Origin of the sequence: Micromonospora sp. URMC 103 (genome assembly GCF_051386435.1) — a bacterium.
Lineage (GTDB): Bacteria > Actinomycetota > Actinomycetes > Mycobacteriales > Micromonosporaceae > Micromonospora.
This window is the reverse complement of sequence record NZ_JBPQTR010000004.1, coordinates 1,600,550-1,622,996: the sequence shown is the minus strand read 5'-3', so window position 1 is coordinate 1,622,996 and position 22,447 is coordinate 1,600,550. Positions and strand designations below refer to the sequence as shown.

Genomic DNA, 22,447 nt, shown 5'->3' with positions numbered 1-22,447 from the left:
GGAAGCGTTCACCCGGCCGTCGCCAACCCGCCCATCGACGTCCCTACATTCCATCCGCTCTCTGCACACCTCTAGAGAAGGGTTCCTGGATGGGCATCCGAATCACCCGTCCGTGGCTGGCGACGGGCACGGTCGCGGCGCTGGTCGCCGCCACCGCCGCCGTCCTCGCGACCGGCGCGACCTCGGCCTCGGCGGCGTCCGTCACGTTCAAGCCGGTCGCCGACACGTACGTCCAGAGCGACGCCGCCTCCACCAACTACGGCACGTCCACGCAGGTCGTGGTCGACAACTCGCCGGTCCGGCGGATGTTCCTGCGGTTCACCGTGAGCGGCGTGAGCGGCACCGTCACGAGCGCCAAGCTGCGACTGCGCACGATCAGCGGCAACAGCGGCAGCAGCAACGGCGGCACGTTCAAGGCGATGTCCAACACCACCTGGTCGGAGACCGGCACCACCTGGAACAACCAGCCGGCCATCGACGGCGCCACCCTCGGCTCGATCGGCTCGGTGAGCGCCGACGGGTGGTACGAGGTCGACGTGACGTCCCGGGTCACCGGCAACGGCACGTTCAGCTTCGGCGCGACCTCCGCCAACACCGACGGCGCCTACTACGACTCCCGCGAGAGCGGGGCCGACGCGCCGCAACTGGTGGTGACGACCGGCACGACGACCCCGCCGCCGTCCGGCGACCCGGTCCTCGTGGGCGCCGGCGACATCTCCGACTCCGGCTCCGGGGACACCGCCACGGCGGCGCTGCTCGACGGCATCTCCGGCACGGTCTTCACCACCGGCGACAACGTCTACAGCAACGGCACGGCGTCCGAGTTCAGCTCCTACTACGCGCCCACCTGGGGTCGGCACAAGTCGCGTACGCGGCCGTCGCCGGGCAACCACGACTACAACACCTCGGGCGCCACGGGCTACTACACCTACTTCGGCTCGCAGGCCGGCCCGAGCGGGCGGGGCTACTACTCGTACGACCTCGGCAACTGGCACGTCGTGTCGCTGAACTCGAACATCAGCATGTCGGCGGGCTCGGCACAGGAGCAGTGGCTGCGGGCGGACCTCGCGGCCAGCACGAAGCCGTGCACGCTGGCCTACTGGCACCACCCGCTGTTCACGTCGAGCTCCAACCACGCGCCGTCGACGTCGACGCGCCCGCTCTACCAGGCGCTCTACGACTACGACGCGGACGTCGTGGTGTGGGGTCACAACCACGTCTACGAGCGGTTCGGCCCGATGAACCCGAACGGCGGCTACGACGCCAACCGGGGCCTGCGCAGCTTCGTGGCCGGGATGGGCGGTGCCGGCCACTACGCCTTCGGCACCATCCAGCCCAACAGCGAGGCCCGCAACAGCTCGGCGTACGGCGTGCTGAAGTTCACCCTGCACGCCAACACGTACGACTGGCAGTTCGTGCCCGTGGCGGGGCAGACGTACAACGACAGCGGCACCGGCAACTGCCACTGACGCATCCCGTGCCCGCCGGCGCGGTCACCGTCGGTGAACGCGCCAGCGGGCGCAACCTGCCCGGCTGTGGCGACGCGGGTCATCGCTCGCGTCGCCACAGCCGGCACACTCCGCCGCCGGATCGCCCGCCCCTGCGCCCAGGTGGTCAGGGACACGGTGCCCGGTCCGCTCGACGGGCCGGTCCCACGCCCGCGATGTCGGGCATCACGGGCGGGTTCATGTCGACCGGCTCAGGAACCATCGGGCGGACGTGGTTCCCGACAGGTCGCCCGACCACACGCCTGACCCCGGTCGGACCGGTGAAGGTTATCCGGCGTATGCGCGGGTCGGCGATCAGCGCCTCGACCACCGCCGAGCCGTCCGCGCGGTCGTTGGCGACCACGGTGACGACGCCGGTGGGCAGGCCGGCCTCGACCAGCACATCGGCGAGGATCAGGCCGGAGATGACTGGCGCGTCCGCACCGGGCCGGATCAGCACCGTGTTGCCGACTGCCAGCGCCACGGCGATCGCCCGGGCGCAGCGGACCATGGAACCGTTCCACGACACGAACGACACGACCACGCCGGCCGGCGGGCGGACCACGGTGGCGGCGCGGTCCACGTTGTCGGCGAGCAGTTCCGCGACCGGTCGGGTCGCCATCGCGGCACCCTGCCGTAGCTGGCCGGCGGCCATGCGGATGGTGAACTCCGCCCACGCACGGCTGCCCGCGGTCTCCTGGCGCAGGATGCCGGCGAGCGCCTCCGTATGCCGCTCGAGCAGGTCCGCGGCCTTGAGGAGCAGCATGCACCGCGTCGTCGCCTCGGTCGCGGCCCAGCCGGGGAACGCGGCCTGAGCCGCGTCCACGGCCGCGCGGACGTCGGCCAGTTCCGCCGCCGGATCCGTCACGTGCGCCCCATCGGTGGCCGGGCCCAGGTCCGCGGTACGACCGGAGGCGGCGGGCACCTCCCGGGCGCCGATGAGCCGTCCCCTGGACCGGGGGGACATGTCTGTCACAGAAACAGCCGTCCCTCAGCCGTGCGGGTGGAGCAGGTCGTCGAGGCCGATGCGGGTGAGGAATTCGGTGCGGATCCGGTCGGCGACCACGCTGACGACCTCGGAGCCGTCGTCGGCTGGGTCGACGTGGACCCGGAACGGCCGCTTGCCGTGCGGGGTCTCCACGACCCGCACGACCGCCGCAGCCACCTCGGCGACGTCGGCGTCCGGCGGCGCGAGCTTCGCCAACCGTTGCGAGACCTGCTCCATGAGACCCGCGTACCGCTCCTCGTACGCCTTGACGGTCACCTCGTCGGACGGGCGGCCGCTGTGGGCGAAGTGGTTGGTGCCGTGGGTGAAGGAGCCCGGCACGACGATGCTGGTCTCGATGTTGAATCGGGCCAGCTCGGCGGCGTAGCTGACGGCCAGGGCGTCCATGCCGGCCTTCGCGGCGAAGTACGGGCCGAGGTAGGGCGGGGTGCCACCCCGAGTGCTGCTCGACCCGATCCACACCACGAGGCCGTGCCGCCGCTCGCGCATGACGGGCAGCGCCGCCCGGTTCACGCGCTGGGTGCCGAGGACGTTGATGTCGTAGACGTGGGCGATCTCCTCCGGGGTGAACGCCTCTGCCGGCCCGGTCACCATGTGCCCGGCGTTGTGGATCAGGATGTCGAGCGCACCGTGCTCGGCGACGACGTCCGCCACAGCGGCTGCGGCGGAGTCCTGGGACTGCACGTCGAGTTCGATGGTACGCAGGTCGACGTCGTTCTCCCGGGCGTACGCGGCCGCGTCGGCGACGGCCGGCGCGTTGCGGTCGGTGGTGGCGTGCATGCTGGCGTAGACGGTGTGGCCGGCGCGGGCGAGTGCTCGGGCGGTGAGCGCACCGAAGCCGCTGGACGCGCCGGTGATCAGTACGACGGACATGAGAGGTCTCCCCTCGGTGGTTGCGGCTGGCGGCAGATGGTCAGAAGACGATGACGCTGCGCCCGTGCGCGGTTCCCGCCGCCATGGCGGCCAGGGCCGCCGGTGCCTCGTCGAGAGAGATGCGGGTGATCTCGGGGAGGATCCCGTGCGCGGCGGAGAACGCGAGCGTGTCGCGCAGGTCGTGCGGAGACCCGGACGGGTTGGCCATCACGTGCAGCCGGTTGAGGACCATCGGCTGGGTGGGCAGGCTCAGCGGCGTGTTGTCGTAGCCGCACAGCACCAGCGTGCCGTCGGGGGCGAGCCCACCGAACGCGGCCGCCGCGGCGGCGGTGGTGGGTGCGGCGTTCAGGATCACGTTCGCCCCGCCGTCCCAGTCCTTCAGCGCCGCGGCGGGGTCCTGCTCGCTGGTCACGACGAACCGCTCCGCGCCCAGCGACAGCACCTGCTCCTCCCCTCGGCGGGAATGACCGAGGACCGCGACGCGGGCGCCCATCGCGACGGCGTAGCGGATCGCCAGCGCGCCGATGCCGCCGGCGCCGATGACGGCCACCCGCGACTCCGGGCGGATCCCCGCCTGCCGCAGGCCGTTGAACGCGGTGATGCCCGCGCACATCAGCGGCGCCGCCGCGACCGGGTCCAGCCCGGCCGGCAGCGGGGTCACGAACCCCGCCTTCAACACCGCGTACTCGGCGTACCCGCCGTCGACGACGATCCCCGTGATCCGCTTGGCCGGGCAGAGGATCTGGTCGCCGCGTACGCAGTAGTCGCAGTGCCCGCACGAGTCGGCCAGGAACTGCGCCCCCACCGCCGTGCCCACCGCCGGGAAGGTGACGCCCTCCCCGACCGCCTCGACGACACCGGTGATCTCGTGGCCCGGCACCACCGGGAAACGAGCGAACGGAAAGTGGCCACGGAGCAGGTTCAGATCGGTGAAACACACCCCACAGGCGGTCATCCGGACAAGAACCTCGCCCGGTCCGGGGGTGGGCACATCACGTTCGACGAGCGACAGTGGCGCGTCGACAGCGGTAGCGACAGCGGCGTGCATGGTTAGTCCTTCTGATCGGTCGTTCAGCCGCCCGGTCTGGCGGTCGATGGGAGGTGGCGGCGCGAGGCGACCGCGCGCACCTGGCGGGCGGGCAGGCGCGGGACCGCAGCCTGCCCGCCCGCCGCTTTCGGCCCGTCGGTCAGGCCGTCACTTCTCGAGGAAGGCGAGCAGCGCCTTGTTGACCTCGTCGGCGTGCGTCCAGAGCAGGCCGTGCGGCGCGCCCTCGATCTCGACGTAGTCGGCGCTGGGCAGCGCCCGGTGGAACGGGCGACCGGTGGCGTCGATCGGCAGGATGCGGTCGCCGGTGCCGTGCAGGATCAGGGCCGGTACGTCGATCGCGGGGATGTCGCCCCGGAAGTCGGTGATCCAGGTCAGCGGCGCGGCCGCGGCGGCGTACCAGCCGCCGTCGGCAGCGACGGAGAAGCTGTTCCGAACGGCTTCCTCGCTGATCCTCGCGCCCAGGTTCTCGTCGAGGTTGTAGAAGTCGGCGTAGAACGCGGTGTAGTAGGCGTACCGGTCCTTGCGCAGCTGCTCCACGATGCCCTCGAAGAACTCCCGCGGCGCCGCGCCGGTCGGGTTGTCGTCCGTCTTGAGCAGGAACGGCTCCAGCGACGCGAGGAAGGCGACCTTCGCGACGCGGCCGGTGCCGTAGCGGCTCACGTACCGGGCGACCTCGCCGGTGCCCATCGAGAAGCCGACCAGAACGGCGTTGGTCAGGTCGAGCTTCTCCATGAGGACGTTCAGGTCCGCGGCGAACGTGTCGTAGTCGATGCCGAGCGTGGTCTGGCTGGACTGGCCGAAGCCACGGCGGTCGTAGGTGACGACCCGGTAGCCGGCCCGCAGCAGCTCGGCCGACTGCTTCTCCCACGAGTGCCCGTCGAGCGGGAAACCATGGATGAGTACGACCGGCTGGCCGCTGCCGTGGTCCTCGTAGTACAGCTCGATCGCGCTGCTGTTCTCTTCGCCGACGGTGATGTACGGCATGGTGCATCCTCTCCCTGATCCGATCCCTCGACCCGAGGGCGCCGCGGGCGGCTGTCGCACGGGTCGGTGTGTCCCGGCCCCCAGCGCTCACTGCCCCTGTGCTCCGCGGCCGTTCAAGATTCGGATTCGGGTGCGGAAACCGCATCTGTCGGATGACTGGGCGACTGGCGCTGCCGTCGGCGTGACGACCTCGGGCCGGATGACGTATCGGCCGGCCCGCGGACGTACGTCACGGTGTTCCGGGCGGGAGACGACGGTCGACGGCGGCGGATCGTCCCGTCACCGCCGGGTCCGGCGGCTCGGGCCGGTCCGTCGGCCCTGCTCAGGTGGGGGGCGGCGACGTCTACGGCGAGGGACCGTCATCCGCCAAGTCATCTGACCGGTAACTCGGCGGTACGGCGCCGGCAGAGTAGGTGCCGAGCGCTCACCCGTGCTGTCCGCATCCCGCCGGGACGGAGCGGGGGTCGGTGCGACGAGCGGTCCACCACGTAGCGAAACGGAGATCGACATGCTGCACCCACGGGCCGGCCACGGCGTGTCCTGGGCCCGCCGGGACACCTACCGGTCCACCGGCGGCGCCCACCCACGCGCCGAGTCCTCGATGCACGGCGAGACCGTCATCGAGGCGTCTCCGGAGCAGGTGTACGCGCACCTGGTCGGCGTCGCACGGTGGCCCGACTGGGTTCCCGAGGTACGACGAGCGCACGCCCCGGGCGGTATCCGCCTCGGCGCGGCGTTCGAGGTCGACATGTACGGGCTGCGCCTGGAGGCCGTCGTCACCGAGTACGAGCCGAACACCCGGTTCGGCTGGATCGGCTCCTCCGTCGACCTCAGCCTCTACCAGGCCTGGATCCTCGTCCCGGTCGCCCCCGGCACGCAGGTCATCGCGAAGAAGGTGGAGCGGGAACTGACGACGGCGCTGATGCGCAACTCGCCGGCGGACGAGATCTACTACGCCCACCAGGACACGCTGCTGCGGCTCAAGCAGCGCGCGGAGGGCACCGAACCGTCGGCGTGAGGACCGGGGTGGACGAGGGAGCGTCGGGATGGCACTACTGAGGCTCCGGGGCTCCCTCGTCGGCGAGTGCCGCCAGGGCGTCGCGGAGCGCGGCCCGGGAGGTGATGCCGAGCTTGGGGAAGATCTGGTACAGGTGGGTGCCGACGGTCCGGTGCGACAGGAACAACTTCTCGCCGATCTGCTTGTTCGTCAGTCCGGAACCGGCCAGCTCCGCGATCTCCCGTTCCTGAGGGGTGAGGACCGCGGACCGGGTGCCGCTCCTCGGCTTGGCGAGGCCGGTGGCGCGCAACTCGTTGCCCGCCCGCTCGGCCCACGGGCGGGCGCCCAACAACTCGAAGGTCGCGAGCGCAGTCCGGAGCTGCGCCCGCGCCTGCCCGGTCGCTCTGAGCCGGCGCAGCCGCTCGCCGTACGCGAGGCGCACCCGAGCCAGCTCAAACGGCCAACGCTCGACGTCGGGCAGCGCCAACGCCGCCTCGAACAGCTCCCCGGCCTCGTCGTCCGGGGCGGCGAACGCCGACGCCGCCGCGTCGAGCAACGCGAGCCGCGACGACACACCGGCGAGGTTCGCGTTGCTGATGGCGGCGGCGTGGGCGGCGGCCTCGGTGAGGCGGTTGGTACGCACGGCCGCCTCCACGAGGTCCAGGCAGCCCCACATCGCGTGCGGCACGTACGGGGCGAGCGTGCCCGCCGGGCTCAGGGAGATCGCGTGCTGGTACGCGCTCTCGTGGTCACCGCGCGCCAGGTCGTTCAGTCCCCGTACGTGGTAGGCGTAGAACTCGGCGGCCCGGGCACCACGTGGGACCGCGAAATGCAGCATGGCGTCGGTCAACCTGTCGCTGGCCTCGGCGTCTCCGCGCGCCGCGGCGAGCAGCGCCTGGACGTACTGGAAGTACCACGTGAAGAAGCGGAAGCCGTGCTCGTCGCACAGCCGGATGCCCTCCTCGGCGAGTTCCGCCGCCTCGTCCCACCGCCCGCTGTGGTAGTCGTCGAAGCACAGGTGCAACAGCACGCCGAGGTGGCGACGGGCTGGCGCCGCACCTTCCCGCCCGAGGCGTACCACCCGCCAGTCCGCGTCCCGGCAGTCGCCAAGCCGGTCCAGGTAGATGGCGGCGACCCCGATCCGCACGATCTGCGTCGAGTCGACCTCGTCGCTCATGCCGGCGACGATGGCGTCAAACCGACCTGCCGCCGCCTGTCCCGTACGCGCCGGGTCGCCGAAGCTCGCACCCGCCACCGCGAGCAGCTCCGGCACCTCGGGGGTCAGCCGGTCGAGCGCGGCGAAGAACGGCTCCCACATCGCGGGCTCACCGGAGAAGAAGCACAGCAACAGGAGCGTGTGCATCGCGTCCATGAGGGCCGGGTCGTCGGCGTCGTAGCCGTGGCCGCCCGACTCGATGGCGCCCACCAGCAGCCGGTGCGCCGTCCGGACGTCGCCGTCGCGGTTGAGCAGTAGGTGCACGGCGGCGGCGCTCGCGTACAACGAGCCGCCCGGACTGGCCCGCCGGGCGTCGTCGAGCAGCTGCGACGCGTTGGTCAGCTCGCCTCCGGCGTCGGCGCCGATGTAGGCGGCCTGGGCGAGACGCCGGCCACGATCGACCGGGTCGGGCGTCAGCTCCGCCGCGCGCGTGAGCGACGCCACGGCGCCCACCGCGTCGCCCCGCCGCATGATCCGATGCGCCGCCTGCTCCAGCAGCGCGGCGACCTCCTCGTCGGGGCCCACCGTGGCCTCGCCGAGGTGCCACGCCCGGCGCTCGGGCTCAGCGATCAGCGTCCGGGCGAGGGCGCCGTGTGCCCAGCGCAGCTCGCTGCTCGTGGCGACCTCCACGACCGCCGACTCGATGAGCGGGTGCCGGAAGGCGAACCGGCGGCTGTTGCTGTGCACGTGGACGAGCTGGTCGCGTTCGGCCGGTTCGAGGTCGTCGAGGTCGTGCGCGCCCGCCGCCGCGAGCAGCACGGCGAGTTCGCCCGTACCGTCGAGTGCGGCGCACAGCAGGAGCCGGCGGCAGGGCTCGGGCAGCTGGGAGACCCGGGACGCGAAGAGCGTCTGGAGACGTCGCGTCAGCGGAAGGACCGCGGGCAGCGACGCCGCGGCGAGACGCTGCGGCCCGGTCAGGGCGGTGGGGAGTTCCAGCAGGGCGAGCGGATTCCCGCGAGCCTCCGACAGCAGCCGTCGCCGCACGGCGGGCGCGAGGCCGGGAAAGCGTTGGTTGATCAGCTCGTCGGCGGCGGCCGGCGGCAACGGTTGCAGTTCGAGTTCGGGAATCCCGCCGTGCTCGAAGAAACTCGCGGTCTGCGACCGGGACGCGGCCAGGAATCCGACGCTGGTGCCGACGAGCCGGCGCGCCACGAACCCGAGCACCGCCGAACTGGCCCGGTCGAGCCACGGCAGGTCGTCGACGATGAGCAGCAACGGCCGCGCCGTGGCCATGGACCGCAGCAGCAACAGCACCGCGTTGGACACCAGCAGCCGGTCCGGCGGCTGGCCGGTGCCGAACCCGAGGGCCACTTGCAGCGCCTCCCGGTGCACGGGCGCCAGCTCCCCGAATGCCTCGTACAGCGGGAACAGGAGCTGGTTCAGCCCCGAGTAGCTGACGTCGGCCTCGAACTCGACCCCGGCGGCCCGGAGCACCAGCGTCCTCGTCTCCGCGGCGGACTCCGCGATGGCGTCGAGCAGCGCCGTCTTGCCGACACCGGCCTCTCCGGAGATCAACAACGCCCCACCGTTGACGGCCGCCTGCTGCAGGAACCTGCGAGCCGACAGCAACTCGTCGGTGCGGCCGACCAGCGACGCGGTCGGGCCTCCGGAATGATCCACGGTGTGCAGGTCCAAGCCGTGCTCCTCCTTTCCAGGTCGCGGCACCCGTGTGGGGCCGAGACAAGATAAGCAGGCCGGTGCCGGCCCCAGGCACGTCAAGAGCGGCCCATCGTACCTAGGACCCGCAGGCCCCCCTTGTAAACTGGAATGGAAATTCCGAAAAAGGGTGGATCAGAGCGTGGACGAGCTCACCATGGGCGATTTCCTGCGTAAGCGGCGTGCGTCCGTCGCTCCGAGCAGCGGCGACCTGCGGTCGACGCCGGCCCGGCGGGTGTCGGGGCTGCGTCGGGAGGAGGTGGCGCGACGGGTCGGCGTGAGCGTCGACTACTACGTCAAGCTCGAGCAGGGTCGCCGGATCACCCCGTCGGACGCCGTCCTCACCGCGCTCGCCGACGTGCTCCAACTGGACGACGCGGCCCGGGAGCACCTGCAGGACCTGGCCCGTCGCGATTCCCGCCCGAAGCAGTCACCCGAGGCGAAACAGCAGGCACGGGTCGGAATGCTCCGCCTCATGGAATCGCTCGGCGGGATGCCCGCCGTTCTCCTGGGGCGGCGCACCAACATCCTCGCCGCGAACCGCGCGGCACGGTTTCTGGTGCACGACTTCAACGCGATGCCGGCGCACGAACGCAACGCCCTCCGGTTCCTGCTGTTCTCCGAGAAGTCGCGCCTCATCCACCGCGACTGGGAGACCGCCGTCGCGGGCCTCGTCGGCATGCTGCGCATGGAGTGTGGCCGCCACCCGAACGACCCGAGGACGGCGGAACTCGTCGACGAGCTGAGCGCCCGGAGCGGGCTTTTCCGGCAGCTGTGGGCCGACCGCCACGTCGCGAGGAAGGTGGTCCTGGACACCAGGGTGATCGACCATCCGGACGTGGGCCCGATCCGGCTGCACCTCGAGTCGGTGCACATGCCCGAGGACCGGGATCAGACACTCCACGTGCTGATTCCCGCATCCGACTCCGCGTCGCAGGCCGCCATGCGCCACCTGCAGCAGCTGGTGGGTACGGGCCGCCACCCGGATCAGGGCGCGGCGGACGGCACCTGAACCGTTTGCGCTACGGCTGCCCCGGCGCGCAGTTGTTGCTCGTACGCCGGACCGTGTACTCCCGGTCGTCGTGGGTGATGCCGGAGGGTTCGCCGTCGAACCAGGTCTCCACCTTCTCCCAGCCCCGGCGCTGCTCGTAGTGCAGGTGCGGCGCCCCGGAGTCGCCGGTGCTGCCCAGCTTGCCGATCTGCTGGCCCCGCGTCACATCCTGACCCACCTCGACGAGCGGCGGCTCGAGCATGTGCAGATACTGCGTCTCCCACCGGCCCCCGTGGTCGATCTTCACCCAGTAGCCGCCGCCGCGTCCGCGCGGCCCCTGCGGGTCGTCCGGTGTACGTCCGCCCAGCGAGCCGTTGATCCCCGCCTCGGTGACGGTGCCGGCGGCGGACGCGAGCACGGGTCTCCCCCACGCCTCGCCCTCGATCGGGAACAGGTCGACGTCGTAGTCGTCGTGGCCGGGATAGGTGCCGAGCTGCCACGTCTCGCCGCAGGCGACGGGGAGCTGGAAGAGCGGTCGCGGACCCGGCGGCCGCACCAGCGGCACGACGACCACGGCGACGGCCACGAGAGCCGCCACCCCGACGAGCGCGAGGACGAGGCGGGTCGTGCGGCGCCGCGGCCGGCGATGGGCGTGGGGTCTGGGTGGCTGGCCGGTCGTCATCGGCCACGAGCATGGCAGACGCCCACAAGGCGGCTCGACGGGCGCCGGCCGTCAGCCGGGCAGGCGTCGCCAGGACGGTCCGGCCGCGGCGGGCGGGTCGCTCACGGCGGGGACGACGGCGTGCCAGCTGGCCTGCCAGGTGCGGGGAGGCTGGGCCAGGATCTCGCACACCGCCCGCGCCAACTCCTGCGGCCCACGGCCCTGCCACGGGACGTCGACGAACACCTGGTACTCGTCACCGGCGCGCAGCGCGACCCGGAACAGCCCGGGATCCCGGTCGCCGGCGACCCGGTCCACGTCGAGACCCTGGAGCCGCAGCCGGTACCGGTCGACCTGTGTGAGGACCAACCGCCCCACGGTCCGCTCGGCCGTCTCCCACGAGTGGTCGGCGGCCGCGCGCGTGACCTCGGCGTCGTACGCGGTCGCCAGGAAGGAGGCCCGGCGGTCCAGGGGGACCTCGCGCGACCAGACCCAGTGCACGAGGTCGCTGTCACGGACGATCGTCACGTCGGTGGCACGGCAGCCGTAGACGCCGCACTCGCAGCGGGCGATGGCGACGGTGGCCGGGTCCGGGGTGGCGGCCAGGCGGTTGGTGGGCACGAGCAGGTCGTACGGGTCCATTCCGAGGCCGGCGCCGGCCGAGGTCATCTCGACGCCGTTGACGAAGACCTGGACCTGGAAGCCGTTACCGGCGGGAGCGGACTCGCGGGCCACCGCGAGGCGCAGCGTGTCGACGCCGGAGCGGCGGCCGGCCGGGGCCTGCGCCGCCCGGTCGGACCGGCGGCGCCCGGCCGGCCCGTCCTCGCGCTGCGTCACACCGCCATGATGGACCGCCGGCAGGACGGCCGCAGCGCGAGACCGGCGGCCGTGCCCCGTCCGCGCCCGCGGACATTCATGCTTTCATATGTCCATGATCACTCCCACTCCCCTCATGCGCCTCGTGGCCGGCGTGTGGGGGTTCAAGACCCTCGCGGTCGCCGTCGAGCTGGGCCTCTTCACCCGGCTGGCCGGCGGACGGACCGTCACGGTGGACGAGGCGGCCGCCGAGTTCGGTCTCGCCGAGCGCCCCGCCGACATGCTGCTGGCCGCGTGCGCCTCCCTCGGGCTGCTCGAGAAGGCCGGTGCCGGTTACCGCAACTCCGACCTGGCGGAGCAGTTTCTCGTCGAGGGCGCCCCGTACTACTTCGGCGCCCAGGTCCGCTACTCCGACCTACGCACGTACCTGCCCTGGCACCGCATCGGCGAGGCGTTGCGCACCGACCGGCCGCTCACCTGGGACCCCCAGGCGCAGGACTCGATGTTCGACACCGCCGACCCGGCGATGCTCGCCCAGTTCTGGGACGCCATGTACTCCACCTCGAGCTTCACGGCGCGGGCGCTGGCGGACGCGTACGACTTCGGCGGCCACGAGCGGCTGCTCGACGTCGGTGGCGGGGCCGCGGCGTTCCCCATCGAACTGTGCCGGCGCCTGCCCCACCTCTCGGCGACGGTCCTCGACCTGCCGCACGTGTGCGCGCGGGCCGAGGACCGGATCGCGGAGGCGGGTCTGGGCGGGCGCGTCGGCACGGTCGCCGGTGACTTCCTCACGGACCCGCAGTTACCGGGTGGGCACGACGCCATCCTCCTGAGCATGATCCTGCACGACTGGGACGAGCCGACGAACCGCGCGCTGCTCGCCAAGTGCCACGCCGCGCTGCCGGCCGGCGGCGTGGTCGTCGTCTGTGAACTGCTGCTCAACGACGAGCGCACCGGTCCGCCGGAGGCCGCGCTGATGGGCATGAACATGCTCGTCGAGACCGAGGGCGGCCGGAACTACTCCGGTGCCGAGTACGCCGCCTGGCTCGCCGACGCCGGCTTCGTCGACGTCCGCACGGTCCCGTTCGACGCACCGGGGGCCAACGGCGCCGTGGTGGGCCGCCGCGCCTGAGTTTCAACGAGCCGGACATGGGCGGCCAGGCGAACATGACCGTGGAGCAGGCGCTGGACCTGTGGCCGCGGTTGGAGGCCACCGGCCTCCCGCTGGGCAGCCCCGCGGTGGCCTGGGGTGGTGACCGGCCGGGCGAATGGCTCGACGCTTCATGTCCGGCACCGGTACGCCTGGTTCGGCCTGCCCGCCACGGACAAGGACCAGACCGGGCTGTTCCGCACCGGCAGCCAGGCCACGGCCGTCGGTCGCGCGTTCCAGGCCGCGCGCTGACGCTGCCGCCACGGACGTCGGCTGTGGTATGTTCGCCGCCGTTGTGCGACGGTGCGGACCGAGGAGGTGAGACCGATCAACGCTGTGTCAGGTCGGGGCTCCCTCCCGCGCAGGGCCTAGGGAGCGCCCGCGGAACGCATCCCGAAAGGCTCGCGACGCCATGCGCTTCACCTCCCGAACGTCGTCCGACGGCGTATCCGAACAGCTCTTCACCCTCGGTGAGATTCCCGGCGTGCTGTGGACGCCGGACGGTGCCACCGGCACCCGCCCCCTCATCCTCCTGGGACACGGTGGCGGCCAGCACAAGAAGGCCCCCGACATCGTGACCCGCGCCCGTCGCTTCGTGGCCGAGTGCGGCTTCGCGGTGGCGGCGGTGGACGCGCCCGGTCACGGCGACCGTCCGACCGACGCCGAGTACGACCGGATCGCGACCGAGAACCAGGCGCGCGTGGACGCCGGAGCGGAGCTGGCTCCGCTGATCGCCCACTTCCAGGCACTCGTGGCTCGCCAGACCGTCCCGGAATGGCGTGCGGTCCTCGACGCGGTCCAGGCCCTCGATCATGTGGGGCCCGGGCCGGTCGGCTACTGGGGTGTGTCGTTGGGGTGCGGCCTCGGCCTGCCCTTCGTCGCGGCCGAACCGCGGGTCCGCGCGGCCGTGCTGGGGCAGGGCGGAGTGCTGACAGCGGCCGAGGCAGCGGCGAGGGTCACCGTCCCGGTGGAATTCCTCGTGCAGTGGGACGACGAGCGGGTGCCGCGTGCCCAGAGCCTGGCGCTTTTCGACGCCCTGGCCTCGGCCGAGAAGACCCTGCACGCGACCCCGGGCAGGCACGGGCACGTCCCCGCTTTCGAGGTGGAGAGCACCATGCGGTTCTTCACCCGACACCTCGTCTGACGCCGCGCGCGGCCGGCCGGATGCCCGTTCCACCCGGGTGAACCGGGTCGATGTTCTACGCTCGGCGCAGCTCCGGGAGGTCACCTCCGGCCTCGCGCACGACCAACGGAAGACGACACATGACCAGCACCGACGTCCCGGCCCCGATCCGCGCCTTCATCGACGCCACCAACCGCGGCGACTCGGACGCGTTCGTCGCCGCGTTCACCGACGACGCGTACCTCAACGACTGGGGCCGCGAGTTCCACGGCCACGACGGCGTGCGCTCCTGGGACCGCACCGACAACATCGGCGTGCAGTCGCACTTCGAGTTCGTGGGCATCGAGCCCGGTGGTGATCCCGACAGCTACGTGGTGACCCTCACGGTGAGCGGCAACGGCTTCAACGGCACCGGCCCGATGACCTTCCAGCTACGCGACGGCCGGATCGCGAGCGTGCGCATCAGCTGATCCGGGTCTGGCGTCACCGTGGCCGAACCCGTGCTCCGGTCATCGTTGGACGGGGCCGGGGTAGGCGCCCAGCTCCGCGAGCACCGCCCGGCCCTCGGCGGCCCGGTCGGGCAGGAGCAGCAGGGTCGCGGCACGTTCGAGGCGGGCGTCGAGGCGCTCGAAGCCCCGCACGGCCGCGCCGAGCGAGTCCCGGTCGCCGTGCCGGCGGCCGCGCGCCCGGGCCAGGCACGCGGCCGCCCACGCGTTCTCGTCGCCCGCCGCCTCGGCCTCGGCGAGCCGGTCGTCCGCGTCGGGAAGCCCTGCCAGCACGGCGAGTTCGGCGGCGGCGGCCCGCGCGTACGTCTCGTGCCGGCCCGGCGGTACGTCGTCGAAGGCCCGCTCGACCAGCGCGGCGGCGTCGCCGAAGCGGCCGGTGTGCGTGGCGACGCGCACGTCGACGAAGGCCGCGAAGGACGCGTTGCCCCGGGCCAGCGCGGGGTTGGTAACCCCGGTGGCGCGCAGGGCCCGCGCCCGCCAGTGGTGGTGCCGCTCGACATCGCCGCGCAGACCGTGGACGAGGGCCACGGCCGAGACGGCCGGCGCCATCCACGCCGCGACCGGGCAGCCCGCCGCCTCCCAGCCGCGCCACATCTCCCCCGCCTGGTCGAGGGCCTCGTCGAACCGACCGAGCAGGACCAGGGTGGGCACCAGCTTGCTGGCGGCGCGGTAGGGGTGCGCGCCGAGCACCTCGTCGGCGGCGATCGTCTCGGCGGTGGCCAGCGCGGCGGGCAGGTCCCCGGCGGTGACGGCGCACAGCCACGCCACGTGGAAGGTGTCGAGGACCTCGGCGGCGCTCACGGGCCGGTGCCGGGGCATCAGCGGCAGCAGGTCGAGCCGCCGACGCGCGATGCGGTGCGCGTCCCGCAGGCGACCGGCCCGGGCCGCCAGCGTGCCGGCCAGGTCGAGCGCCCCGCTCACGAGCACCGGGTCACCCGCGGCTTCGGCCGCCCGTACGGCGGGGTCGGCGAGTTCCGGGGCGGCCCCGGTCGCCACCGCGCCGGCGCTCCACGCCTCGGCGGCGGCCAGGTGGGCGGCCACCAGGGCGTCGTCCGGGTCGGCCGCCGCCCGCGCGTCCTCTCCGAGCTGGCGTACGCGGTCGGCCGGCACCGGGTGGGCGAAGCCGGCGGGGAACCGGTGGACCGTGACCACGGCCCGGGCGAGGGCGACGGCCTCGCCCCGACGGTCGCCGGCGTCCCGCGCGCGTTCCGCGGCGTGCAGCAGCAGGTCGAACGCGACGCTCGCGCGGTCGATGGCGTAGACGGCGTCGGACGCGGTGAGCAGGTCGTCCGCGGCGGCAGCCGGCGGCGCGTGGTCGGCGGCGCGGCGGAAGTGGGTGACGGACTCGCGGAGGAACCGGCGGGCGTACGTGAGCGTGCCCAGCGAGCGGGCGAGCAGGTGCGCGTCCGGGTCGGGTCCGGCCGGCGCGGTGGCCGCCGCGGACCGCAGGTCGTCGGCCACGGCGTCGAACTCGTCGGCCCAGGCGTCCTCGACGAGGTCGACGCGACCGGCGAGCGTCGCCGCGGTCCGCGCGGCCCAGGTGAGGTGCGCACGGCGGACGGCGGCCTCGTCGCCGCTCGCGGCCAGCTTCGCGGCGGCGTACGCGCGGACGGTCTCCAGCATCCGCCACCGGCCGGTGGCGCCGCGGTGGCGCACGACGAGGCTCCTGTCGGCGAGCCGGCCGAGCACGTCCGCCACCGACGCGGCGGCGGCCGTGTGCGGATCGCCGGCGGCCGCGGTGCGGACGGGCGCCGCGGCGGCGCTCCCGGCGCCGCCCGTCCCGGGGACGGCGCTCCCGGTGGGGGCGCTCCCGGCGGCGGCGCTTCCGGCGACGGCGCCGGCCGTCACCGCGGTCGCCGCGGCCAGGTCGAACCCACCGCGGAACACCGACAGGCGCCGGAACACCGCCTGCTCGGTCGGGTGCAGAAGGTCGTGGCTCCAGTCCAGGACGGCGCGCAGGGAGTGGTGCCGCCGGTCGTGGCCCCGGCCGCCGTCGAGGACCCGCAGGGTGTCGCCCAGGGCGGCGCGCAGGGTGTCGACGCCCAGGGAGGCGGTGCGCGCCGCCGCGAGCTCGATGGCCAGCGGGATGCCGTCGAGCCGGGCGCAGATGTCCGCGACGGCGGCCGGCTCGGCGACCAGCTCCGGGTCGACGGCGGCGGCCCGGTCCTGGAAGAGTCGCTCGGCGTCCGAGGCGAGCGGGAGCGGCCCGACCGTCACGGTCCGCTCGCCGGGCAGGCCGAGGCGTTGCCGGCTGGTGGCCAGCACGGTCGTGGCGGGGCACGCGGCCAGCACCCGGTCGACGAACCCCGCCACGTCGTCGACGAGGTGCTCGCAGTTGTCGAGGACGAGCAGCGCCGGCCGGTGGCCCAGGTGCGCGACGATGGCGTCCAGCAGCGGCTGCTGCGGTCCTTCGCGCAGCCCGAGGCGGGTCGCCACGGCCTGGGCGACGTACCCGGCCCGGACGGCCACGAGGTCGACGAAGCCGCCGTGGCCGGGATGGGCGACGCCGCTCACCTCGATCGCGAGCCGGGTTTTGCCGACGCCGCCCGGGCCCACGAGCGTCACGAGGCGGGCGCCGTCGAGCGCCGTGAGGAGGGCGTCGCGCTCGTGCGCGCGGCCCACGAAGCTCGTGCGGGGCGCGGGCAGGCCGGGCAGCCGCGTCGGCGCCGACGTGCGGGCGCGGGCGATGCCGGCGAGCGCCAGCCGGTCGGTGACCGCGAACTTCCGCAGCAGCGACGAGACGTGACTCTCCACCGTGCGTACGGAGATGAACAGCTTCGCGGCGATCTCGGCGTTCGTCAGCCGCTCGCCCAGCGCGGCCAGCACGTCGGCCTCCCGCCGGGAGACCGCCGGCGTGCCCCCCGCGCCCGTCACGCGAACCATCCTCGCCGATCGGCGTCCACCGTGGAAGTTTCCGTGCTGAGCACGGATGCCCCGCGTGGGGCGGTGCGGACATGCTGGACCGCGTAACCGACGAGAGACGGAGGTGCGTGATGCCGGCCGGAGTGCTCAGCGAGGCGTACGCGAGGCTGCACCGCAGTGGCCCGGAGTGGGGCGAGGACCAGTTGACCAACCACGGCCCCATGGCGGTGGAGGTGATGATCCGGCGCGGGTACGCCGAGCGGGTGGACCGCTGGGTGGACCAGTACCGGCGGCGGCTCGACGACCTGCCGGGCTCCACCGACCCGATCGGGGACGGCGACTGGCCGGAGGCCCTCGGCGACGGCCGGCGGGTGGCGGACTGGACGGCGTACTTCGGGCGGCAACTCGCCGAGGCGCCGTGGCGGGACGTGCTGGCCACCTGGTGGCCCCGGCTGCTGCCCGGCGTGCTGGCGGGCACCACCCACGGGGTGATCCGGGTCGGGCACGCGGTGCGGGCCCTGCTCGCCGGGGCGGAGAACCCCGAGACGCTCGACGAGCTGGCGCACGGGCTGGCCTTCTGGGCCGCCCGCTACCAGGCCCTCCCGGCGGCCGCCCACCCCGCGGGTCGCCTCGACGCGGGCACGGCGCTGGACGTCCTGGGTCGGATCCCCGTGCAGAACGGCCGGGTAGCCGAGCGTCTCGGGCAGCTCGCGGCCCTGCCCGACTGGCCCGGCGCCGTGGCGGCCCTACGACCGGCCGGCGGGCCCGACCAGGTCCCCGCGCGGCTGGCCGACCTCGTGACCGCCGCCACCGTCCGGTACCTCGCCCAGGGCCACGCGAGCCCCGTCCTGCTCGTGCACACGGCCACCGCGCCGAACGCGGTGCTGCACACGCTGCCCGCCCTGCCCCGCGACCTCTGGGTGCCGAGCCTCAGCGCGATGTGGACGACCACGGCGGCCATCACCGCCGCGTATGCTCCGCCGGTGGGACCACCCACGCCCCGGGTCGCCGGCGTTCCGGAGGGCCCGGACGCGGCGGCCGAGGTGGTCGACCGCGCGATTGCCCACGGCGACGAGCACGTCATCAAGTTCACCGACACGGCCGCCGAGGTCTACACCCGCACCGGCAACCGCGACGCGCTCGCCGCGGCGCTGCACATCACCACCCTCATCGCTCCCGCGAACTGACAGGAGAGGCACGTGCGCAAGCTGAAGCTCCAGGTCCTGACCACCGTCGACGGTTACATGGGCGGCCCGAACGGCGAGATGGACTGGATGACGTTTCCGTGGACCGACGACATCAGCTCCTACATCGACGCGCTCACCAAGCCCGTCGACACGATCCTGCTGGGCCGCCGGCTCGCCGAGGGCTTCATCCCGGCCTGGGCGGCCGGTCCGCCCGGTGAGGCCCAGGAGTCCATCGACTGGATGAACGACACGCCCAAGGTCGTGATTTCGCGCAGCCTCACGGAGTCGCCGTGGGACAACGCCGTCGTGGCCGGCGGCGATCTCACCGAGACGGTGACCCGGCTCAAGGACCGACCCGGCGGGGACATCATCACGTACGGCGGCGCCACGCTCGTCCGCGAACTGATCGCCCGGGGGCTGCTCGACGAACTCCACCTGTTCGTGAACCCGACGGCCATCGGGGCCGGGCTGCCCGTGTTCCCCACCGACGGCGCGTACCAGCGGCTCCGCCTCGTCGCCGCACGGCCGTTCGACTGCGGCGTCACCGCGCTGCACTTCGAACCGAAGCGCCCGGAGGCCTGACCCACCCCGCCGACGAGGACGTCCGGAGCCGCGGCGCCGTCCCCGGCTCCGGACGTCCGCCGCCGGTTCGTCGCGGCCGGACGGCAACCGGGCCGGGGTCGCCGGGCGTGTGAACCAACGATGAAGATCTCGATCAGCCGCCGTCCGGAGCCGTCGACCGTCACGCGCCGCACCCTCCTCGGGGCGGCCGCCCTGTCACCGTTGGCCGCCTGCGGGGACGGCCGAACGTCTGCTCCGCCGCCGACCGCCGCGCACTCCTCCGCAGCGCCCTCCCCCGCCACGTCCTCCTCCGGCGCGAGAACCGACGCCGGTCACGCGCGCCTCGTGGAGCTGGAACGGACGTTCGACGCGCGCCTCGGGGTGTACGCGCTGGCCACCGGCACCGGCGCCACCGTCACCCACCGGGCGGACGAGCGTTTCGCGTTCTGTTCGACGTTCAAGGGGCTCGCGGCCGCGGCCGTCCTGTCCCGGAACCCGCTGTCACACCTGGACCGGATCGTCCGGTACACCGAGGACGACCTGATGGCGAGCTCCGCCATCACGAGACGGCACGTGCGGACGGGGATGACGCTGCGCGCGGTGTGCGACGCGGCCGTCCGCTACAGCGACGGCACGGCCGGCAACCTCCTCCTCCGCGACGTCGGCGGGCCGGCCGCGTTGACGGCGTACCTGCGGGGTCTCGGCGACACGGTCACCCGGATGGATCGCATGGAGCCGGAGATCACCGAGGCGACACCCGGCGACCCGCGCGACACGACCTCTCCCCGGGCCGTCGGCACCGACTACCAGCGGCTGCTGCTGGGCGAGGTCCTTCCGGCCGACAAGCGCGCCTTCCTCCGCGACCTGTTGGAACGCAACGCCACCGAGGCCGGCGCACGTCGGATCCGGGCCGGGGTGCCCCGGGGGTGGACGGTGGCCGACAAGACCGGGACCGGCGACCACGGCACCATCAACGACATCGCCGTGGCGTGGCCGCCCGCGTCCCCGCCACTCGTCATCTCGATCATGTCGAGCAGGGCCGCCAGGGACGCCGAATACGATCAGGCGCTCATCGCCGAGGCGACAACCTACGTGGTGGCCACACTCGTCTGAGTAGGAAGCACCCCCGGACCGCCGCGGGTGCCGTACCGGGGGGACAGCAGGAATGACGGAGTACGCCTCGACCCGCACCACCGCGCCGCCGGCGCCACGGCCACCCGGCCGGCGGCGCGGGAGCGGCGTCCGGCTGCTCCTCACCGGCCTGCTGACGCTGCTCCTGGCCAGCGCGGCGGTGGTGGCCGTGGCGCCGCTGCGCCACCCGTTGCCCGCGCCGACGGTCACGCGGACGCTGCCCGCGTCGATGGTCATCCCGGGCAAGGCGCCGACGATGCCGTGGCCGACAAGCGGCCAGGCCGCCCTCACCGTTCCGGGAGTGGGGTCGTTCGGCACGTCGGGCGAGCAGAAGCCCGTGCCGATCGGCAGCGTGGCCAAGGTGATGACGGCGTACGTCATCCTCACGGCGCATCCCCTCGACCGGGGCGAGCAGGGCCCGTCGCTCACGGTCACCGCGGCGCAGGCGGCCGCGTACCCCGCGGAACTGGCACGCGGCGAGTCCCTCGTGCGGGTCGTCGCGGGAGCCGTCTTCACCGAGCGCCAGGCGCTCCAGGCGGTGCTGCTGCCCTCGGCGAACAACATGGCACGGATCCTCGGCGCCTGGGACGCCGGCAGCGAAGAGGCGTTCGTCGACAAGATGAACGACACCGCCGCCGCGCTCGGCATGACGGACACCCGCTACACCGACCCGGCCGGGCTCGACCCGGGCACCGTGAGCACCGCGGTCGACCAGGTCACGCTCGCCCGCCGGGCCATGGAGCTGCCCGCCTTCGCGGAGATCGTGGCGCAGAAGACGGCCACGCTGCCGGTCGAGGGGAAGGTGCGCAACTACAACTCCCTCGTGGGCAAGGACGGCGTCGTCGGGATCAAGACCGGGTCGACCGACGAGGCGGGAGGTTGCCTGGCCTTCGCCGCCGTCGTCACGGTCGGCGGGCGGAAGGTCACCATCGTGGGCGCCGTCCTGGGGCAGCCCGGCGCCGACACTCCCGTGCAACTGGACCGCGTGTTCCGGGTGACCCGCCCCCTCGTCCGCGCGGCCGCCGCCGCGATCTCGGTGCACCAGGTCGTGCGGGCGGGCGACCAGGTCGCCGCCGTGCGCGGGCCGCTCGGCGCCGACACCACGCTCGACGCCTCGGCCGACGTGGCGGTGGTGGGCTGGCCGGGCCTGCCGGTGCGGCTGGAGGTCGACGTCCCGGCCGTGCCGGAGCGGCTGCCGGCGGGCACCGGGCACGGCCGGGTCAGCGCGGCCGCCGGCGACGGTGAGCCGGTCACCGCCGGGCTCCGGGCGGGCGCGGGGCTGGAACCACCCAGCACCTGGGACCGCATCCGCGAACACCGCTGAGGACCGCCGGAGCGGACCCGTCCGGCCACGTCGCCTCCGGCAGCCGGTCGACCTGTTGGAAGGCCACCTCCGGCGGCCCCCGCTCGCCGCTCCACTCGGCGGCGTCGATGTCCGCACCTGGACGTCCCGTCGGTCGAGCTCCACCGGATTGTCGAAGGGCCCGGGAACTTTCGGGGGCTCCACGGCGACTACCCGGCATGCGAGCGATCATTGCGACGCGTACGGCGGGACCGCCCGCCATGGGCGTCGCGCGGCCGAGCGGTGGCGGCCGGTGACCGGCCCGGACGCCGAGGTGACGGCGTGGGCGCTGGCCGCCGGCAGAGGCGACCGGGACGCCGCCACCCGATTCGTCCAGGCGACCCAGCAGCAGGTGTGGCGGTTCGTCGGTCACCTGACCGGGCCGGGCGAGGCCGACGACCTGACCCAGGAGACGTACCTGCGGGCGATGCGGTCGCTGCCGTCGTTCGCCGCGCGCGCGTCGGCGCGGACGTGGCTGCTCGGCATCGCGCGCCGGGTCGTGGTCGACCACATCCGGGCCGCCACCTCGCGCCCGCGCACCGTCCCCCTGACCGAGCGCCTGGACGTGCCGGACCGGAGCGGCGGCTTCGAGGGTGTGGTCGCGCTGGAGCGCATCCTGCTGACGATCGACCGCGACCGGCGGGAGGCGTTCGTGGCGACCCAGGTGCTGGGCCTGTCGTACGCCGAGGCGGCCGAGGTGTGCGGGTGCCCGATCGGCACGATCCGGTCCCGGGTGGCCCGCGCCCGGGAGGACCTCGTGGTCGCCCTCGGTGGTCGTCCCGCCTCCCTGCCCGGGCGGGCCGGCTGACCCGCGGCGGGTGCGTGAGCAGCGGCAACGCTTGGTTCTTCC

At 73.6% G+C, this 22,447-nt stretch carries 20 protein-coding genes and 1 pseudogene; 13 read left to right on the top strand and 8 right to left on the bottom strand.

Translation table 11 applies throughout. From position 1 onward, the window contains the following. Positions 1-89 precede the first annotated feature (89 nt). Positions 90-1,469, top strand: coding sequence for a CBM96 family carbohydrate-binding protein (locus tag ACSNOA_RS11170; protein ID WP_436657884.1), 1,380 nt, complete (start codon positions 90-92; stop codon positions 1,467-1,469). A gap of 145 nt (positions 1,470-1,614) precedes the next feature. Here ACSNOA_RS11170 and ACSNOA_RS11165 read toward each other — a convergent pair whose 3' ends face one another. The 4 genes from ACSNOA_RS11165 to ACSNOA_RS11150 form a co-directional block, all read right to left on the bottom strand. Beyond that, positions 1,615-2,454: an aldehyde dehydrogenase family protein gene (locus ACSNOA_RS11165; RefSeq protein ID WP_436657883.1), complete on the bottom strand. Its 840-nt coding sequence runs from the start codon at positions 2,452-2,454 to the stop codon at positions 1,615-1,617. 24 nt (positions 2,455-2,478) lie between these two features. Beyond that, a complete protein-coding gene (locus ACSNOA_RS11160; RefSeq protein ID WP_436657882.1) occupies positions 2,479-3,366 on the bottom strand; it encodes an SDR family NAD(P)-dependent oxidoreductase in 888 nt (295 codons plus the stop codon). Positions 3,367-3,406: 40 nt separating this feature from the next. After that, entirely contained in the window at positions 3,407-4,414 is a 1,008-nt protein-coding gene (locus ACSNOA_RS11155; RefSeq protein ID WP_436657881.1) for an alcohol dehydrogenase catalytic domain-containing protein, read from the bottom strand. A 147-nt stretch (positions 4,415-4,561) separates the two neighbouring features. Then, entirely contained in the window at positions 4,562-5,398 is an 837-nt protein-coding gene (locus ACSNOA_RS11150; RefSeq protein ID WP_436657880.1) for an alpha/beta fold hydrolase, read from the bottom strand. A 508-nt stretch (positions 5,399-5,906) separates the two neighbouring features. On the opposite strand from ACSNOA_RS11150, the gene ACSNOA_RS11145 reads away from it, so the two are divergent. Beyond that, positions 5,907-6,416 (top strand): SRPBCC family protein, encoded by a 510-nt coding sequence (locus ACSNOA_RS11145; protein ID WP_436657879.1) that lies wholly within the window; start codon positions 5,907-5,909, stop codon positions 6,414-6,416. A 34-nt stretch (positions 6,417-6,450) separates the two neighbouring features. On the opposite strand, the gene ACSNOA_RS11140 is transcribed toward ACSNOA_RS11145, so the two are convergent. Next, the gene (locus ACSNOA_RS11140; protein ID WP_436657878.1) at positions 6,451-9,246 is read right to left on the bottom strand and encodes a helix-turn-helix transcriptional regulator; all 2,796 of its coding nucleotides are present in this window, start codon (positions 9,244-9,246) and stop codon (positions 6,451-6,453) included. Between the two features lie 163 nt (positions 9,247-9,409). On the opposite strand from ACSNOA_RS11140, the gene ACSNOA_RS11135 reads away from it, so the two are divergent. Then, the gene (locus ACSNOA_RS11135) at positions 9,410-10,279 is read left to right on the top strand and encodes a helix-turn-helix transcriptional regulator (RefSeq protein ID WP_436657877.1); all 870 of its coding nucleotides are present in this window, start codon (positions 9,410-9,412) and stop codon (positions 10,277-10,279) included. 10 nt (positions 10,280-10,289) lie between these two features. Here the strand turns inward: ACSNOA_RS11135 and ACSNOA_RS11130 are convergent, their stop codons facing one another. Together ACSNOA_RS11130 and ACSNOA_RS11125 are read right to left on the bottom strand one after the other, a co-directional pair. Next, positions 10,290-10,940: a M23 family metallopeptidase gene (locus tag ACSNOA_RS11130; RefSeq protein WP_436657876.1), complete on the bottom strand. Its 651-nt coding sequence runs from the start codon at positions 10,938-10,940 to the stop codon at positions 10,290-10,292. A 51-nt stretch (positions 10,941-10,991) separates the two neighbouring features. Continuing rightward, complete coding sequence (locus ACSNOA_RS11125; protein ID WP_436657875.1) at positions 10,992-11,756, bottom strand: hypothetical protein; 765 nt, start codon at positions 11,754-11,756, stop codon at positions 10,992-10,994. Between the two features lie 94 nt (positions 11,757-11,850). Here ACSNOA_RS11125 and ACSNOA_RS11120 point away from each other — a divergent pair, with 94 nt between their 5' ends. The 5 genes and pseudogenes from ACSNOA_RS11120 (at position 11,851) to ACSNOA_RS11100 (ending at position 14,478) form a co-directional block, all read left to right on the top strand. Further along, entirely contained in the window at positions 11,851-12,867 is a 1,017-nt protein-coding gene (locus tag ACSNOA_RS11120; RefSeq protein ID WP_436657874.1) for a methyltransferase, read from the top strand. A gap of 17 nt (positions 12,868-12,884) precedes the next feature. Next, positions 12,885-12,953: pseudogene (locus ACSNOA_RS11115) on the top strand (hypothetical protein); the annotation flags it as partial. Positions 12,954-12,987: 34 nt separating this feature from the next. After that, positions 12,988-13,137 (top strand): hypothetical protein, encoded by a 150-nt coding sequence (locus ACSNOA_RS11110; RefSeq protein ID WP_436658406.1) that lies wholly within the window; start codon positions 12,988-12,990, stop codon positions 13,135-13,137. A gap of 160 nt (positions 13,138-13,297) precedes the next feature. Next, positions 13,298-14,029, top strand: coding sequence for a dienelactone hydrolase family protein (locus ACSNOA_RS11105; RefSeq protein ID WP_436657873.1), 732 nt, complete (start codon positions 13,298-13,300; stop codon positions 14,027-14,029). A 119-nt stretch (positions 14,030-14,148) separates the two neighbouring features. After that, on the top strand, positions 14,149-14,478 hold the full coding sequence (locus tag ACSNOA_RS11100) for a nuclear transport factor 2 family protein (protein ID WP_436657872.1): 330 nt from the start codon (positions 14,149-14,151) through the stop codon (positions 14,476-14,478). A gap of 39 nt (positions 14,479-14,517) precedes the next feature. Here ACSNOA_RS11100 and ACSNOA_RS11095 read toward each other — a convergent pair whose 3' ends face one another. Beyond that, positions 14,518-17,388 carry an ATP-binding protein gene (locus tag ACSNOA_RS11095; RefSeq protein ID WP_436657871.1) on the bottom strand — a complete coding sequence of 957 codons (2,871 nt, stop codon included), beginning with the start codon at positions 17,386-17,388 and terminating at the stop codon, positions 14,518-14,520. 119 nt (positions 17,389-17,507) lie between these two features. On the opposite strand from ACSNOA_RS11095, the gene ACSNOA_RS11090 reads away from it, so the two are divergent. The 5 genes from ACSNOA_RS11090 (at position 17,508) to ACSNOA_RS11070 (ending at position 22,405) form a co-directional block, all read left to right on the top strand. Then, positions 17,508-18,563: a questin oxidase family protein gene (locus tag ACSNOA_RS11090; protein ID WP_436657870.1), complete on the top strand. Its 1,056-nt coding sequence runs from the start codon at positions 17,508-17,510 to the stop codon at positions 18,561-18,563. A 12-nt stretch (positions 18,564-18,575) separates the two neighbouring features. Next, a complete protein-coding gene (locus ACSNOA_RS11085) occupies positions 18,576-19,145 on the top strand; it encodes a dihydrofolate reductase family protein (protein WP_436657869.1) in 570 nt (189 codons plus the stop codon). A 120-nt stretch (positions 19,146-19,265) separates the two neighbouring features. Continuing rightward, complete coding sequence (gene bla / locus ACSNOA_RS11080; protein WP_436657868.1) at positions 19,266-20,237, top strand: class A beta-lactamase; 972 nt, start codon at positions 19,266-19,268, stop codon at positions 20,235-20,237. Positions 20,238-20,289: 52 nt separating this feature from the next. Continuing rightward, positions 20,290-21,579: a D-alanyl-D-alanine carboxypeptidase family protein gene (locus tag ACSNOA_RS11075; RefSeq protein ID WP_436657867.1), complete on the top strand. Its 1,290-nt coding sequence runs from the start codon at positions 20,290-20,292 to the stop codon at positions 21,577-21,579. Positions 21,580-21,850: 271 nt separating this feature from the next. Then, entirely contained in the window at positions 21,851-22,405 is a 555-nt protein-coding gene (locus ACSNOA_RS11070; RefSeq protein WP_436657866.1) for a sigma-70 family RNA polymerase sigma factor, read from the top strand. Positions 22,406-22,447: the final 42 nt, after the last annotated feature.

Bases quoted from the DNA above. Each gene is read 5' to 3' on its own strand.
- ACSNOA_RS11105 (WP_436657873.1), top strand. From the start codon at position 13,298: ATGCGCTTCACCTCCCGAACGTCGTCCGACGGCGTATCCGAACAGCTC.
- ACSNOA_RS11090 (WP_436657870.1), top strand. From the start codon at position 17,508: ATGCCGGCCGGAGTGCTCAGCGAGGCGTACGCGAGGCTGCACCGCAGT.
- ACSNOA_RS11130 (WP_436657876.1), bottom strand. From the start codon at position 10,940: ATGACGACCGGCCAGCCACCCAGACCCCACGCCCATCGCCGGCCGCGG.
- ACSNOA_RS11170 (WP_436657884.1), top strand. From the start codon at position 90: ATGGGCATCCGAATCACCCGTCCGTGGCTGGCGACGGGCACGGTCGCG.
- ACSNOA_RS11100 (WP_436657872.1), top strand. From the start codon at position 14,149: ATGACCAGCACCGACGTCCCGGCCCCGATCCGCGCCTTCATCGACGCC.
- ACSNOA_RS11145 (WP_436657879.1), top strand. From the start codon at position 5,907: ATGCTGCACCCACGGGCCGGCCACGGCGTGTCCTGGGCCCGCCGGGAC.
- ACSNOA_RS11165 (WP_436657883.1), bottom strand. From the start codon at position 2,454: ATGTCCCCCCGGTCCAGGGGACGGCTCATCGGCGCCCGGGAGGTGCCC.
- ACSNOA_RS11155 (WP_436657881.1), bottom strand. From the start codon at position 4,414: ATGCACGCCGCTGTCGCTACCGCTGTCGACGCGCCACTGTCGCTCGTC.
- ACSNOA_RS11160 (WP_436657882.1), bottom strand. From the start codon at position 3,366: ATGTCCGTCGTACTGATCACCGGCGCGTCCAGCGGCTTCGGTGCGCTC.
- ACSNOA_RS11075 (WP_436657867.1), top strand. From the start codon at position 20,290: ATGACGGAGTACGCCTCGACCCGCACCACCGCGCCGCCGGCGCCACGG.
- bla (WP_436657868.1), top strand. From the start codon at position 19,266: ATGAAGATCTCGATCAGCCGCCGTCCGGAGCCGTCGACCGTCACGCGC.
- ACSNOA_RS11120 (WP_436657874.1), top strand. From the start codon at position 11,851: ATGATCACTCCCACTCCCCTCATGCGCCTCGTGGCCGGCGTGTGGGGG.
- ACSNOA_RS11150 (WP_436657880.1), bottom strand. From the start codon at position 5,398: ATGCCGTACATCACCGTCGGCGAAGAGAACAGCAGCGCGATCGAGCTG.